General features: G+C 34.3%; 14 protein-coding genes. 12 read left to right on the top strand and 2 right to left on the bottom strand.

What is annotated here, in order from left to right; translation table 11 throughout:
• Nucleotides 1-29: 29 nt before the first annotated feature.
• Both ulaG and ulaR read right to left on the bottom strand, forming a co-directional pair.
• Nucleotides 30-1,097 carry an L-ascorbate 6-phosphate lactonase gene (gene ulaG, locus H3T83_RS07580; protein ID WP_198215464.1) on the bottom strand — a complete coding sequence of 356 codons (1,068 nt, stop codon included), beginning with the start codon at nt 1,095-1,097 and terminating at the stop codon, nt 30-32.
• Nucleotides 1,098-1,123: 26 nt separating this feature from the next.
• The gene (gene ulaR, locus H3T83_RS07575; protein WP_034901429.1) at nt 1,124-1,885 is read right to left on the bottom strand and encodes an HTH-type transcriptional regulator UlaR; all 762 of its coding nucleotides are present in this window, start codon (nt 1,883-1,885) and stop codon (nt 1,124-1,126) included.
• 424 nt (nt 1,886-2,309) lie between these two features.
• Here ulaR and H3T83_RS07570 point away from each other — a divergent pair, with 424 nt between their 5' ends.
• The 12 genes from H3T83_RS07570 to uvrD all read left to right on the top strand — a co-directional run bounded on the left by H3T83_RS07570 (nt 2,310) and on the right by uvrD (nt 14,473).
• Nucleotides 2,310-4,073 carry a PTS ascorbate-specific subunit IIBC gene (locus tag H3T83_RS07570; RefSeq protein WP_034901427.1) on the top strand — a complete coding sequence of 588 codons (1,764 nt, stop codon included), beginning with the start codon at nt 2,310-2,312 and terminating at the stop codon, nt 4,071-4,073.
• Nucleotides 4,074-4,097: 24 nt separating this feature from the next.
• The gene (locus H3T83_RS07565; RefSeq protein WP_086320379.1) at nt 4,098-4,571 is read left to right on the top strand and encodes a PTS sugar transporter subunit IIA; all 474 of its coding nucleotides are present in this window, start codon (nt 4,098-4,100) and stop codon (nt 4,569-4,571) included.
• A gap of 3 nt (nt 4,572-4,574) precedes the next feature.
• On the top strand, nt 4,575-5,273 hold the full coding sequence (locus H3T83_RS07560; RefSeq protein WP_198215518.1) for an L-ribulose-5-phosphate 4-epimerase: 699 nt from the start codon (nt 4,575-4,577) through the stop codon (nt 5,271-5,273).
• A gap of 14 nt (nt 5,274-5,287) precedes the next feature.
• Nucleotides 5,288-5,932 carry a 3-keto-L-gulonate-6-phosphate decarboxylase UlaD gene (locus H3T83_RS07555; RefSeq protein WP_034901424.1) on the top strand — a complete coding sequence of 215 codons (645 nt, stop codon included), beginning with the start codon at nt 5,288-5,290 and terminating at the stop codon, nt 5,930-5,932.
• Between the two features lie 67 nt (nt 5,933-5,999).
• On the top strand, nt 6,000-6,890 hold the full coding sequence (locus H3T83_RS07550; protein ID WP_065650899.1) for an L-ribulose-5-phosphate 3-epimerase: 891 nt from the start codon (nt 6,000-6,002) through the stop codon (nt 6,888-6,890).
• Between the two features lie 393 nt (nt 6,891-7,283).
• Nucleotides 7,284-7,424, top strand: coding sequence for a lipoprotein (locus tag H3T83_RS11585; RefSeq protein WP_108720888.1), 141 nt, complete (start codon nt 7,284-7,286; stop codon nt 7,422-7,424).
• A gap of 12 nt (nt 7,425-7,436) precedes the next feature.
• Nucleotides 7,437-8,690 carry a diaminopimelate decarboxylase gene (lysA, locus tag H3T83_RS07545; protein ID WP_198215463.1) on the top strand — a complete coding sequence of 418 codons (1,254 nt, stop codon included), beginning with the start codon at nt 7,437-7,439 and terminating at the stop codon, nt 8,688-8,690.
• Nucleotides 8,691-8,807: 117 nt separating this feature from the next.
• Nucleotides 8,808-9,632, top strand: a complete 825-nt coding sequence (dapF, locus tag H3T83_RS07540; protein WP_034901419.1) for a diaminopimelate epimerase — start codon at nt 8,808-8,810, stop codon at nt 9,630-9,632.
• A gap of 57 nt (nt 9,633-9,689) precedes the next feature.
• A complete protein-coding gene (locus H3T83_RS07535) occupies nt 9,690-10,424 on the top strand; it encodes a DUF484 family protein (RefSeq protein ID WP_086320380.1) in 735 nt (244 codons plus the stop codon).
• Nucleotides 10,425-10,433: 9 nt separating this feature from the next.
• Nucleotides 10,434-11,357, top strand: coding sequence for a tyrosine recombinase XerC (gene xerC, locus H3T83_RS07530; RefSeq protein WP_065614306.1), 924 nt, complete (start codon nt 10,434-10,436; stop codon nt 11,355-11,357).
• Nucleotides 11,357-12,070 carry a 5-amino-6-(5-phospho-D-ribitylamino)uracil phosphatase YigB gene (gene yigB, locus H3T83_RS07525; protein ID WP_034901415.1) on the top strand — a complete coding sequence of 238 codons (714 nt, stop codon included), beginning with the start codon at nt 11,357-11,359 and terminating at the stop codon, nt 12,068-12,070. Before xerC ends, yigB begins: the two co-directional genes overlap by 1 nt.
• 183 nt (nt 12,071-12,253) lie before the next feature.
• Nucleotides 12,254-14,473, top strand: coding sequence for a DNA helicase II (gene uvrD, locus H3T83_RS07520; RefSeq protein WP_198215462.1), 2,220 nt, complete (start codon nt 12,254-12,256; stop codon nt 14,471-14,473).
• Nucleotides 14,474-14,509: the final 36 nt, after the last annotated feature.

Genomic DNA, 14,509 nt, shown 5'->3' with positions numbered 1-14,509 from the left:
GTCCTAGTCCACATTAGTTAGCTTTTTAATTATAAAAATGAACGATATGGCAGCTCTGGTTCATCGGTAAAAATATCTCTGAATCCGCGATAATGTTGATAGTTCATTTTATGCTTATCAGTTGGATATGTATATTTCCCACCAACTTGCCAAAAGAATGGTGTAAATTGATATTCAAGACGATCTTTTTTCATTCGCCAAAGTACTTCTATTTCACGAGGATCGCTTTGGAAATTTGCCCATATATCATGATGGAATGGAATCACAACTTTGGTATTTAACGATTCCGCCGCACGTAAAATATCTGATGAAGTCATTTTATCTGTTACGCCGCGTGGGTTTTCTCCATAAGATAACAAAGCAACATCAATTTTATGATCATTACCATGTTTTGCATAATAATTCGAGTAGTGAGAATCTCCAGAATGATAAAGTGATCCGCCTGAGGTTTCGAATAAATAGTTAACCGCACGATCATCCATACCATCTAATATGGATTTATCGGTGGATGAAACACCTTTCGGTAGAGTGACTAATGAAGTTCTATCAAAAGAGTCTAAAACGCGAATAGTAATATCACCAACTTGGATAGTTTCACCTACTTTGGCAACGATACAGCGATCTTCAGGAACCCCCCAACTTTTCCATAATTCAACACATGCTTTAGGACCAATAAATTTGACTTTTGGTGAGCAGTTTTGAATGACTGCCGCTGCAACATTGACATCAATATGATCAGCATGGTCATGGGTTGCCATTACCGCATCAATCTCTTTGATTGCAAAAGGATCAAGAACGAATGGGCTAGTTCTAAGATTAGGTTGTAATTCACGTACTCCACCCATTCGCATCATTTGATGTTGTTTGTTCATTAATGGATTTGCGTGAGTTTTTTTACCTGTACCACACCAAAAATCGACAGAGATATTAGTATTACCTGCTGATTTCAACCAAATCCCTGTACAAGCAAGCCACCACATCGTAAACGTATTAGGTTTAACTTCTGTTGTTTCTATTTCTTCATTAAGCCAAGTTCCCCATTCAGGAAAGGTGTTTAATATCCAAGATTCTCTGGTAATTTCGTTTACTTTACTCATACTTTGTTCCTTTTACAATTTAATTATTAAACTAAAATCACTTCTGTGCCCTGTTCCTTTATGCTTTCAATTACTTCCTTATTTGCTTGTTTGCCAGTTATTAAAATATCAATTTTAGTAACCGGGCAAAAAAGCATGCCAGAATTTGCTTTGGTATTTATTTTAGAACTATCAACAACGACTACTAATTTTTCAATTTTTTCAAGTATTTGTTGTTCAGCTACCGCTCCCAGTATTTCATTCTTATACAGCCCATTTGGTGTTAATGTTTTACCACTGGTAAACATCCATTTTCCTGCATAAGAATCAGTTATATTTGCTATAGGATTTAGAATAATGTTTTGTGTTTTGTTATATAATCCTCCCATAATGATGACGTTTTCGTGATCATGTTCAATCAAGTAACAAGCTAAAGGAAAATAGTTGGTAATGATCGAAACATTTTTACCACATAATTCACGACCTAATAAAAATGCCGTTGAGCCACAGTTAATAACTATATTTTCATCACTTCCACACAACTTCGCCGCTCTTATGGCAATACGTGCTTTTTCATGATAATGATCGGTATTATTATTTCCTATCGGTGCCCAAATTGGTTTTTGTACTTCTATTCGCATAATGCCATTACGAACTTTTTTTACTTTTCCGTCCTGATCGAGTTTTGTAATATCTCGACGGGCTGTCGCTGGTGATATTGCAAAATAAGAAACCAATTCAGTAACTCTTACCATCCCTTTTTCATTAACCATTGCCACTATTTGGGTGTGGCGTGATATTTCGTTCATTGTACCCTCTTATTAATTTAATATGATTAAATTTGATTAAAAATGATGTTAATTATCATTTTGTATTTTGTCAATTATTTAAATATTAATATCAATAATCATAAGTTCAATTTATTGATAATAATAGTTATATTTTTAAGTTTTGCTTCTATTTTTTAAAGATAATGTGATGGATATCACAATTGCTAAGTCAATAAATTTAGAAAAGTGATCAATATCAAAATAATCACAAACAATCATTGAATGATTGTTTGTGATTGTAGAATATAACAAATGTTATTCAGCGAACTGAATAATATTAAATAGGTTGAAGTTCCATCTATGAGTTTTGCGATAGGTAATTATAAAAAAGACATTTGAAGGTTATAGATACCTTAACAATAACGTTAACGTTAGAAATGTCGATAACCAATGAGAGGGACATATGGAAGTAATTTATAACATTTTTTATATCTTTTATAGTCAAGTTATGACGAAGGCACCATTATTACTGGGCCTAGTTACCTTGCTAGGTTATTGTCTTTTAAAAAAAGATATCACCACAATTTTAAAAGGCACGATTAAAACCATTGTTGGTTTTATGCTGTTACAAGTTGGTTCAGGTGTTTTAGTTTCAACATTTAAACCCGTTATTGCTAAACTTTCCGAATATCATGGTATAACCGGATCGATTATCGATACTTATGCCTCAATGGTGGCTGTCGAAAAGGGGATGGGTGAACAATATTCATGGGTTGGTTATGCAGTATTGCTTGCATTAGCGATTAATATTTTACTGGTCATCTTTAGACGTTTCACCGGAATTAGAACCATCATGTTGACCGGTCATATCATGTTTCAACAAGTTGGTTTAATTACACTTTTCTACTTCCTATTCGGTTATGGTATGTGGGAAACCATCATCTACTCAGCAATAATTACGGCATTATATTGGGGAATTTTTTCAAATATGATGTTTAAACCGACTGAAGCGGTAACTGGCGGCGCAGGTTTTTCTATTGGTCATCAACAACAGCTAGGTTCATGGATTGCGGTGAAATTAGCGCCAAAATTGGGCGATAAAGATGATTCAGTAGATAATTTAAAATTACCAAAATGGTTACATATTTTCCACGATAGTATTGCTGCCACAACGATAGTGATGACAATCTTCTTCGGCATTATCCTTCTTTCATTTGGTTTGGATAATTTACAAACAATGGCAGGGTCAACTCATTGGACTATCTACATTTTCGAAACCGGACTTAAATTTGCCGTAGCCATCCAAGTTATTGTTGGTGGTGTAAGAATGTTTGTAGCTGAGTTATCTGAAGCATTTAAGGGAATTTCTGAAAAATTAATACCAAATGCAGTGTTGGCTATCGATTGTGCGGCTATCTATGCTTTTTCACCTAACGCCATGGTATTTGGTTTTATTTGGGGGGCATTAGGTCAATTTTTAGCAATAGCGCTTTTACTGGTATTTAAATCGCCAATCATGATTATTCCTGGTTTTATTCCTATGTTTTTCTCTAATGCCACCATTGGCGTATTTGCCAATCATTATGGTGGATGGAAAGCGGTAATGAAACTCTGTTTTGTTATGGGAATGGTTGAGGTTCTAGGCTCTGCTTGGGTAATTAATATTTTCGCCCAAAATGGTACGCCAATTGATTCTTGGATGGGAATGGCTGATTGGGCAATCTTATTCCCGCCGATTTTACAAGGTTTATCTTTCTCTCATCTATTTATCTATGTCTTGATTGCGTTATCTCTGGTCTATATGTTCTTTGCAGCTAAATCATTAAGAGCTGAAGAAGCCTTACAAAAACAACAACCGACCAATGATATTCATGATGATGTTAATGAAGCCGTAGTTGAAAAAATGGATGAAGTGGCAATTAGTGAAGGTCAACCGATTCGTATTCTTGCTGTTTGTGGTAGTGGTCAAGGATCATCAATGATGATGAAGATGAAAATTGCCAATTATTTAGATAAAAAAGGTATCGCAAATGTCATGGATTCATGCGCAGTTACGGATTACAAATCAAAACTACCTAATGTCGACATTATTGTTGCTTCTAAACATTTGATTCATGAAATCGAGGTTAATGAAGGACAACATGCGTTAGGTGTCCAAAACATGTTAAATCCTCAAACTTTCGGCGATGAACTTATTGAGCTTATCAATAAAGTGAATGGTAAATAGGCAGAATATTAAAGGAGTCCAACAATGGCTTTCAAAGAATCATTAATTGAAAATAACTCTATTTTACTTAAAGCAGAAGCTGCAAGTTGGCAAGACGCGGTTAAGTTAGGAACAGATATGCTAGTTGCGTCTAAAGCGATTGAGCCTCGTTATTATGATGCCATCATTCAATGCGTTAAAACCATGGGGCCTTATATCATTATTGCTCCTAATTTGGCCATGCCACATGCTCGACCAGAAGATGGCGTTAATCGTACGGCTTTTGCATTAGTAACTTTGAAAAAACCTGTTTATTTTGAGGGGGAAGCAGATCCTGTTGATGTCCTAGTTACCCTCGCCGGCAGTACTTCTGATCAGCATATGGAAGGATTAATGGAAGTGACTCAAATTTTAGATGATGAAAATAGTGAGACAGGTGTTGATCTGGATAAATTGAGACGTTGTAACAGCAAAGAAGATGTTTATGCGGTTATCGATCGCGCGCTAAATGGAGGCTAAATGATGTTTCAAGCATTAAAAGAACGCGTACTACAGGCTAATTTATTGCTACCACAATATAATTTAGTCACCTTTACATGGGGAAATGTATCAGAAGTGGATCGTGCAAAGGGGGTCATGGCCATTAAACCATCTGGGGTTGAGTACAGTGATATGACCATAGATGATATTGTTGTGGTTTCATTAACCGGTGAAATTGTCGAAGGCAAACTAAATCCTTCTAGTGATACCGCAACTCATCTGGAACTCTATAAGGCATTTGCAAATATTGGCGGAATTGTACATACCCATTCTCGCTATGCAACCGTTTGGGCACAGGCTGAATTGGATATTCCTGCATTAGGTACCACTCATGCTGACTATTTTTATGGCGATGTACCTTGTAGTCGCAGACTAACTGATAGTGAAATCGCCACAGATTACGAAAAAAATACCGGACTCGTTATTATCGAGGAATTTAAACATCGCGGTATTGATCCTATGGCAATGCCTGGGGTTATTGTCTCTGGTCATGCGCCATTTTGTTGGGGTAAAAATGCCTTAAATGCGGTACACAATGCTGTGGTACTTGAAGAAGTCGCAATGATGGCAATTTCAACTCGACAACTTAATCAAACCATCAAAATTCAACAAACATTATCCGATAAGCACTATTTTCGCAAACATGGCGCTAATGCTTATTATGGTCAAAAATCAAATTAGATAAGGAAACCAACATGACAACACCAAAATTACAAATTGCTTTAGATCAAACAGAACTAACCTCAGCATTGGAGGTGGCAAAAAATGTTTCAGGATTTGTTGATATTATCGAAGTTGGCACTATTCTCGCCTTTGGTGCCGGAATAGAAAGCGTTAAAAATCTAAGAAAATTATATCCTAACCATATATTAGTCTGTGATTTAAAAACGACTGACGGTGGAGCGATATTAGCTAAAATGGCTTTCTCAGCTGGGGCTAACTGGTTAACGGTTTCGGCTGCAGCGCATATAGCTACCATTGAAGCGTGTAAAAAAGTGGCTGACGAATTTAATGGCGAAATTCAGATCGAATTATATGGTCATTGGACACTCGAAGATGCCAAAGCATGGCGAAAATTGGGGATTAAACAGGCTATTTATCATCGTTCTCGTGATGCTGAATTAGCTGGTATTGGTTGGGGAGAGGATGATTTGGTTAGAATGCGACAATTGTCAGATTTAGGTCTTGAACTTTCCATAACGGGCGGAATTATTCCTGAAGATATTCACCTATTTGCAGGAATTAAAACCAAAGCCTTTATTGCTGGTCGAGCTCTTGCTAGTGAAAATGGTAAACAAACTGCTCAAGCTTTAAGAGAGCAAATTGCTAAATATTGGTAATAGATGCGATGCAGTCAGTAAAATGACTGCATATTTGATGTTCAAATAAATATTATTAGGTTTTATTATGGCAAAATTTGCAATTAATCCGACCAATCAATCTAATTATATTGGTATTTATGAAAAGGCATTACCTAATGAGCTTACTTGGCAAGAAAAACTGCACGAAGCGAAAACATTAGGATTTAATTTTATCGAGATATCAATTGATGAATCAGAACAGCGAAGAGCAAGACTTAATTGGTCAGATGATGAGATTTATCGATTAAAGCGATTATGTGAACAGTATGGACTACCATTGCATTCTATGTGTTTAAGTGCTCATCGTAAATTTCCATTTGGATCTGCCGATAAAAGTATACGTCAGCAAGCCAAAGTTATTATGAATAAAGCACTGATGCTCGCCTATAAACTAGGAATAAGGGTAATTCAATTAGCTGGATATGATGTTTATTATGAACCAGCCAATTTACAGACTCACCAGCGATTTATTGCGGGAATGCAGTGGTCAGCGAAACAAGCTGAAAAAATGGGGATAATGCTTGCCGTTGAAATCATGGATACTAGTTATCTCAATTCACTCAGTAAGTTTGAAATTCTAAAAAAAGAGGTCAATTCTCCTTATTTTATGGCTTATCCAGATGTAGGGAATATTTCTGGTTGGAATTATGATGTCTGTACAGAGCTTATGTTAAGTCGAGAGCACATTGTTCAAATACATCTAAAAGATACTTATAAGGTTAAAGCTAATTATTCTGGTCAGTTTAGAGATTTAACTATTGGCGAAGGGGAGGTTGATTTTCTTGCTATATTTAAAATACTAAAACAGATAAATTATACTGCTCCGCTTGTTATTGAAATGTGGGCAAAAGATCATAAATGGAGAGAAAACATTATAACAGCTCAAAAACGACTCAAAACCATAGCCGAGAATGCCGAATTTGTTCTGTTTAATTGATTTCTATCTTATCATGAATTATCAATGTTCCATGTTTCATGAATTCTAAAAATGGAGCATTGATATACTTTATAAATCATTTGAAGATATATAGTTAATCCAATTATGGTAACTTTAGATTTATTAGTTGCTATTATAATTTTATTTTTAGACTCTCTGATTATCAATAATAAAATAATTATTATGATTAATTGAACTAAATTTCAGCGATACTATGATGTAAGCGTTGTAATTTATATTCAATTTTTATATAACTTTTTATTATCAATAGCATAAAATTATTCAAATTTTTTTGTATCTTGCTTAGAAAACTTAATGATTTGTTCTTTGCACGAATATGGCTATCGTGTAATATAGTCTTCATTATAAATCTGATTAAATTGCGAATATTTTATGAAATCCGCTCTAAAACTCTTTTCTCTTTTTTTAGTTATTTTCACATTATTAGGCTGTGGTTTAAAAGGTCCACTTTATTATCCTGCAGATCAGTCAAATGCAATTATTGAATCTAATGATACAAATAAATTGGCTTAAAGGAATAATATAATGGACTTTTTACATTATCAAAATGGCCATTTATTGGCGGATAACGTTGCTATTTGTGATTTGGCTAATCAATATGGTACCCCTTTATATGTTTATTCTGCTGATCATATAACTAAGCAATTTCTTTCTTATCAAGATTCTTTAAAAAATAAGAAGCATTTGATTTGTTATGCAGCAAAAGCGAATAGCAATTTATCTGTTTTAAACTTATTAGCTAAACTTGGTGCAGGTTTTGATATTGTTTCACAAGGTGAATTAGAGAGAGCTTTAAAAGCTGGTGCTGATCCTAAAAAAATTGTATTTTCAGGAGTTGCAAAATCTGTTGTTGAAATTAGACGTGCGCTTGAAGTAGGAATTAAATGTTTTAATGTTGAATCCGAACCTGAATTATATCGTATCAATGACATTGCACATCAATTAGGGAAAATAGCTAGTATTTCTTTACGGATTAATCCTGATGTAGATGCAAAAACCCATCCGTATATTTCAACAGGATTACGTGAAAACAAATTTGGGATAAGTTATCAATTAGCTTTAGATACTTATCGTAAAGCAGCATCATTAAATAATATTAAAATAGTCGGTATTGATTGTCACATTGGCTCTCAATTAACCGAGTTATCGCCTTTTCTTGACGCAGCTGATCGTATATTGGCATTAGTTGACCAACTAGCAGCAGAAAATATTCATCTTGAGCATATTGATTTAGGTGGAGGGTTAGGTGTTTGTTATCATGATGAACAGCCACCATCAGCGACATTACTGGTATCAAAACTAATTGAAAAGTTAAAAAATTATCCTGAACTTGAAATTGTTTTCGAACCAGGTAGATCAATCGTTGCCAATGCTGGATTATTAATTACTACAGTTGAATATACTAAGCATCAAGATGGCAATCATTTTGCGATTGTTGATGCCGGAATGAATGATCTGATTCGACCAGCTCTTTATCAAGCGTGGATGCAAGTCCTACCTGTTAAAGAATCAACAGATTCGAATACCCAAAAGATTTATAATATTGTTGGGCCAATTTGCGAATCTAGTGATGTATTAGCTTATCAACGTGAACTCTCAGTTGAACAAGATGATCTGTTAGTTATTTGTAGTGCAGGTGCTTATGGTTTTAGTATGGCATCTAATTATAATAGTCATCCTCGACCGGCAGAAGTCATGCTTGAAAATGGTAATCAGCATAAATTGATTCGAGAGCGTGAAACTTTTGATGATTTATGGCGTGGTGAATTAGTATTATAATTCATTATAAAGCTGATAAATATGTTTTCTAAATTTTGCTTGATAAATCCATATAATCAAACAAATATGATGAAAAAGTAAAAAATACTGATGATTTACAATAAAAGGTAACTAGAGATGAACTTTTCAAAAATGCATGGACTGGGTAATGATTTTATGGTTATTGATGCAGTAACGCAAAATGTTCATCTTTCAAGTGAAATGATCAAACGTATGTCAGACCGATATACAGGAATTGGGTTTGATCAGCTACTTATTGTTGAGCCACCTTATTCTCCTGAAAGTGATTTTCATTACCGTATATTTAATGCCGATGGTTCTGAGGTTGAGCAATGTGGTAATGGCGCTCGTTGCTTTGCTCGCTTTGTGCGATTAAAAGGATTGACTAAAAAAAGAGTGTTAAAAGTCAGCACTATGAAAGGTAATATTGTTTTGACGGTGAATGATGATGAAACCGTTCGGGTTAATATGGGAACACCAATTTTTGAGCCTAATAAAATTCCTTTCAAAGCCATTAAAGAAGAAAAAACTTATATTATTCGATCACAAGAACAAACAGTTTTATGTGGTGTCGCCTCTATGGGGAACCCGCATTGTGTAATTCAAGTTGAAGATGTGCTAACTGCTCAAGTATTAACTTTAGGTCCGCTATTAGAGCAACATGAACGCTTTCCTGAAAAAGCGAATATTGGTTTTATGCATATTATTGATCGAGATAATATTAATTTGCGTGTTTATGAAAGAGGCGTGGGTGAAACTCAAGCTTGTGGAACAGGAGCTTGCGCCGCTGTTGCTGTTGGCATTAATCAAGGATTATTAAACCAGCGGGTGAATGTTAATCTACCCGGAGGAAAATTAATAATAGATTGGAAAGGTAATCAGTCGCCGCTTTATATGACTGGACCAGCTACACATGTATATGATGGTTATATTGCTATTTAATTGCGCTAAACTTTATGAATTTTATTAACTGATTACATAAAGACAATGAAATAAATTATGGTCGTAAAAAAAACACAAACATTGAAGTTAAAACAGCCGCGACGAAAAAAATCATTTGTTAAATTAAATGATGAAATGGTTAGCCAATATATTATTGATAACCCAGATTTTTTTATTCGAAATGCGACTCATATTGAACGCATGCGCGTACCACACCCTGTGCGAGGTATGATTTCACTACCTGAATGGCATATGGCAAGGCAACGTAATAAAATTAGTCAACTCGAGTCAGAAATCACATTACTGATGGAGCACGCAAGTGCTAACGAATTACTCTTTAATCAGTTAATAAAATTGCAATTTCAATTAATAAAAGCAAAAGATATAAACGAATTATTAGATTCTTTAAAAATTTGGGCCAAAGATTTAGGACTTAGTGGTGCCTATTTATATTTATTTGATGATAAATGGTTACTTAGTGCACCATCAAATTATCATTATTTAGCTTTAAACTCCTCGCAGTTTGATTTTATTCGTGTAAGACATTTACAGTATAGCCAATTTTATTTGGGGTCATTAAATACAACTGAATTAGATTTTTTATTACCTAAACATGGTTATGTTGGCTCTGTAGCTTTATCACTATTGGGGCAATTTGGTGATCTTGGTTTATTAATGTTTACGAGTACAGATCCTCAGCATTATCAGACTGGACAAGGAACCTTGTTGTTAGAAAAGATCAGTGAAATATTGCCAATTCTTATTGAAAAATGGATTATGCGAAAAAAGTAAGGAAATATGATGGTTAAAATTAATCCTAATTACTCTTCTTTTTTAACCGGGCCTGTTGAGCATTTTTTAAATTATTTGAAATCTGAAAAACAACTTAGTATAAATACTCAAATTAACTATCGTCGTCAACTTTATGCGCTTATTGATTTAACTGAAGGCTTAGATATTACTAAATGGCAGGATATTGATTCATCTGCTGTGAGGTTACTTATTAGTCGCAGTCGACAAACCGGCCTACAAGCTCGTAGTTTATCATTAAGATTATCTGCATTACGCAGTTTTTTTGATTGGATGGTTAAAAACGATCAAATCTCAGCCAATCCAGCCCGTGGTGTATTAAACCCTAAATTGGGTCAACATCTTCCAAAAAATATTGATATCGATGAGATCAATCAACTACTTGATATTGAGTATAGTGATCCGCTTTCTGTACGTGATAGAGCAATGTTAGAAGTAATGTATGGCTCAGGATTACGACTTTCTGAATTAGTGAGTCTCAATTGCCGAGAATTAAATTTAACTGAAGGTGAAGTCCGAGTAACAGGAAAGGGTAATAAAGAGAGAAAATTACCTTTAGGCCGAGAGTCAATTAAATGGATTGAGCACTGGTTAACTATGCGAAATGATTTAAAGCCACAAGATGATGCCGTTTTTATCTCTAAACTGGGTAAGCGTATATCACCACGAAATGTTGAAAAACGGTTTGCACAATGGGGTGTAAAGCAGGGATTAAGTTCACATATTCATCCGCATAAACTGCGCCATTCATTTGCTACTCATATGCTTGAATCGAGCGGTGATTTACGCGCAGTACAAGAATTACTAGGTCATGCGGATTTATCCACCACCCAAGTTTATACCCATTTAGATTTTTCGCATTTATCAGAAGTTTATGATTCGGCTCATCCAAGAGCTAAAAGAGGAAGAAAATAATGCACTTTTATCGTTCAATTAACTGCATTAAAGCAATCACATTCGATCTTGACGACACTTTATATGACAATAGTACGATTGTTGATAAAGCTGAAGAGGAAGTGATAAAAAACTTACAACAATATGAGCCATTACAGTATCTAACCTTGGATTTGTATTATCAAGAAAAAAAGTTGGTTCTTGCTGTAAATCCAGAAATATATCATGATGTTATAGATTGGCGAGTTGAGACAATCAAATCGTTATTAAATAAAACCAATATCCCTTCAAATGAATATAGCAAGATTATTGATGAGGCTATTGATTGTTTTAATTTTTGGCGTCATAAAATGGTTGTTCCTAAATCAACACATATATTACTAACTAAATTAGCCAATAAATACCCATTAGGTGTGATTACTAATGGTAATGTTGATATAAACAGAATCGGTTTAGGTGACTATTTTAAATTTTCGCTAAGAGGTGGTCCTGATGGTCGCTCAAAACCATTTCCCGAAATTTTTGCTTTAGCCGCTCAGAAATTAGCTATTCCTAATAATTATATTTTGCATGTTGGTGATAATTTGCAGACAGACGTCAATGGTGCGATCAATAATGGTTTTTTAGCTTGTTGGATTAATATTTTTGGTAAGGATATTTATCATCTTTCAGATGCTAGATGTTTACCACATATTGAAATAACACAATTGCCAGAATTAGATAATCTGTTATAATTCAGTGCATATATGTATAAAAAGACAGGCATTAAATGTTTATTACATTTAATGCCTGTCTTTGTTCTTTTTTATACCTACTTATAATAATTATAAATACAATGAAAAAATTAAAAACGTTTACAACATTTACAACATTAATACTAATTAATGTTTGCTATAATTGCGATGGGTTAACACATCATGGAAAATAAACAGTCATTATTAATCGACCTAAACACTGAACAAAAAAATGCTGTTACAACTGATAGCCAATACACCATTGTTCTTGCTGGTGCGGGAAGTGGTAAAACACGTGTATTAGTTCATAGAATTACTTGGTTGTGTGTTGAAAAAAATTATTCACCAAACTCAATTTTTGCCGTTACCTTTACCAATAAAGCGGCGGCTGAAATGCAAGAGCGTATACAAGGTTTAGTTGGTGAAGGATACTTAAATGGTATGTGGGTAGGAACTTTTCATGGTTTAACCCACCGTTTGTTGCGTATGTTTTCTCAACAAGCTAAATTACCTGAGAATTTTCAACTTATTGATAGTGAAGATCAGATCCGCCTTATCAAACGAATTTTTCGTGAACTTAAAATTGATGAAAAGGAATGGTCACCAAAAGAGTGTGCTAACTTTATCTCCACGCAAAAAGAAAAAGGACTTAGGGCAGATAATCTAAAACCAGAAGATTCGAAACAAGCAATGTGGCAAACAATTTATCGTGATTATCAAGCAATTTGTGATAGAGTTGGTTATGTTGATTTCTCAGAGTTAATTTTGAGAGCATATGAATTGCTTTGTAGTAATGAAACTGTTTTAAATTATTGTCGCCATCGTTTTTCAAATATATTAATAGATGAATTTCAAGATACTAATAAAATTCAATATTGGTTGGTGAAAAAATTAGCTGGTGACACAGCAAACGTAATGATTGTTGGTGATGATGACCAGTCAATTTATAGTTGGCGTGGAGCTAATGCTGATAATTTACAAATGTTCATCGATGATTATCCAGAAACTGAAATCATTCGTTTAGAGCAAAATTATCGATCGACAGGCATTATTTTAGACTCTGCAAATAAGTTGATTGCTAATAACCTCAATCGTTTGGGTAAAAATTTATGGACCGACAGTGGTGACGGAGAAAAGATTTCACTATATATTGGTTTCAATGATATTGATGAAGCACGATTTGTTGTAGGTCAAATAAAAAAATATCATGCTGATAATCATAATTATGCTAGCTGTGCCATTTTATATCGTAATAATGTGCAATCACGTATTTTTGAAGATACCTTATTACAAGCCGGTATACCTTATCAAATTTATGGTTCAATAAGATTCTATGAAAGGCAAGAGGTTAAATTAGCTTTAGCTTATTTACGATTATTGCATGACCATGATAATGATATGGCATTTGAAACTACGGTAAATACCCCAACTCGTGGCATAGGCAGTGTCACTTTAGATAAAGTTAGATTATGTGCTAAGCAGAATAATATTTCGTTATGGGATGCATGTTTAATGCTGATCGAAAAAAATGCTTTAGCTGAAAGACAACGCTCAGGTATTAGTCGTTTTTTAGAATTAATGGAATCTATTCATGTCGAAGTTAATGAATTACCATTTTATAAACAATTAGATGCAATTATTAAATTATCTGGCGTATTGCAAATGTATGAACAAGAACCTGGTATTAAAGGACAAGCTAGATTAGATAATCTAGAGGAACTTGTTTCATCTGCAGAGCAATTTTTTAGAGTTAACCAAGATAATGTAATTCAAGACAATGAAACTGGCAAAACCTTAACTGTTTTAGAATCATTTTTAGCATTTACCTCTCTTGAAAGCCGTGACGTAGTAAATCAACAAGATTCGGTGCAATTAATGACGTTACATTCAGCGAAAGGTTTAGAGTTTGACAATGTCTTTATTGTTGGTTTAGAGGAGGGTCTTTTCCCTGCACTACGCTCTCAAGAACGAGAAAAAATGGAAGAAGAAAGACGCTTAGCTTATGTTGGTATTACCCGAGCTCGTAAGTTTTTAACTCTCTCTTTGTCTGAATCAAGGCGACTTTATGGCCGTGAGGAGCGTAATTTGCCATCACGTTTTTTAGCTGAATTACCAACTGAAAATTTGCAAGAAATCAATTCTCGAGCTAATTTAACATCATATAATAATGATTCTTCCAATAAAAATGAGCAGTTCTACCAAGATCGTAAAAAGTCATATATTAAGAAGAAAAAAGAAAGCGATGGATACACATTAGGTAGGAAAGTTAAGCATAATCGTTTTGGTGAAGGTACCATTGTTAATTTAGATGGTGAAGGTGAGCATAGACGAGTGCAAATTGCTTTCATTCATGAAGGGGTTAAATGGCTAGTAGTGAAGCTGGCAAATCTTACCTTAATGTAAATGATAGATTCTAAATAATTAAAGGATGCTAAGTTT

This window comes from Gilliamella sp. M0320, from assembly GCF_016101635.1.
GTDB classification, from domain to species: domain Bacteria; phylum Pseudomonadota; class Gammaproteobacteria; order Enterobacterales; family Orbaceae; genus Gilliamella; species Gilliamella apis.
Note: the sequence above shows the minus strand (reverse complement) of the source record. Positions and strands in the feature narration are given on the sequence as shown.

What these genes read in the sequence shown, in the direction of transcription:
- xerC (WP_065614306.1), top strand. Translation starts at nt 10,434, where the DNA reads ATGGTTAAAATTAATCCTAATTACTCTTCTTTTTTAACCGGGCCTGTT.
- dapF (WP_034901419.1), top strand. Translation starts at nt 8,808, where the DNA reads ATGAACTTTTCAAAAATGCATGGACTGGGTAATGATTTTATGGTTATT.
- H3T83_RS07550 (WP_065650899.1), top strand. Translation starts at nt 6,000, where the DNA reads ATGGCAAAATTTGCAATTAATCCGACCAATCAATCTAATTATATTGGT.
- H3T83_RS07535 (WP_086320380.1), top strand. Translation starts at nt 9,690, where the DNA reads ATGGTCGTAAAAAAAACACAAACATTGAAGTTAAAACAGCCGCGACGA.
- uvrD (WP_198215462.1), top strand. Translation starts at nt 12,254, where the DNA reads ATGGAAAATAAACAGTCATTATTAATCGACCTAAACACTGAACAAAAA.
- H3T83_RS11585 (WP_108720888.1), top strand. Translation starts at nt 7,284, where the DNA reads ATGAAATCCGCTCTAAAACTCTTTTCTCTTTTTTTAGTTATTTTCACA.
- H3T83_RS07560 (WP_198215518.1), top strand. Translation starts at nt 4,575, where the DNA reads ATGTTTCAAGCATTAAAAGAACGCGTACTACAGGCTAATTTATTGCTA.
- H3T83_RS07565 (WP_086320379.1), top strand. Translation starts at nt 4,098, where the DNA reads ATGGCTTTCAAAGAATCATTAATTGAAAATAACTCTATTTTACTTAAA.
- lysA (WP_198215463.1), top strand. Translation starts at nt 7,437, where the DNA reads ATGGACTTTTTACATTATCAAAATGGCCATTTATTGGCGGATAACGTT.
- yigB (WP_034901415.1), top strand. Translation starts at nt 11,357, where the DNA reads ATGCACTTTTATCGTTCAATTAACTGCATTAAAGCAATCACATTCGAT.
- H3T83_RS07555 (WP_034901424.1), top strand. Translation starts at nt 5,288, where the DNA reads ATGACAACACCAAAATTACAAATTGCTTTAGATCAAACAGAACTAACC.
- ulaR (WP_034901429.1), bottom strand. Translation starts at nt 1,885, where the DNA reads ATGAACGAAATATCACGCCACACCCAAATAGTGGCAATGGTTAATGAA.
- H3T83_RS07570 (WP_034901427.1), top strand. Translation starts at nt 2,310, where the DNA reads ATGGAAGTAATTTATAACATTTTTTATATCTTTTATAGTCAAGTTATG.
- ulaG (WP_198215464.1), bottom strand. Translation starts at nt 1,097, where the DNA reads ATGAGTAAAGTAAACGAAATTACCAGAGAATCTTGGATATTAAACACC.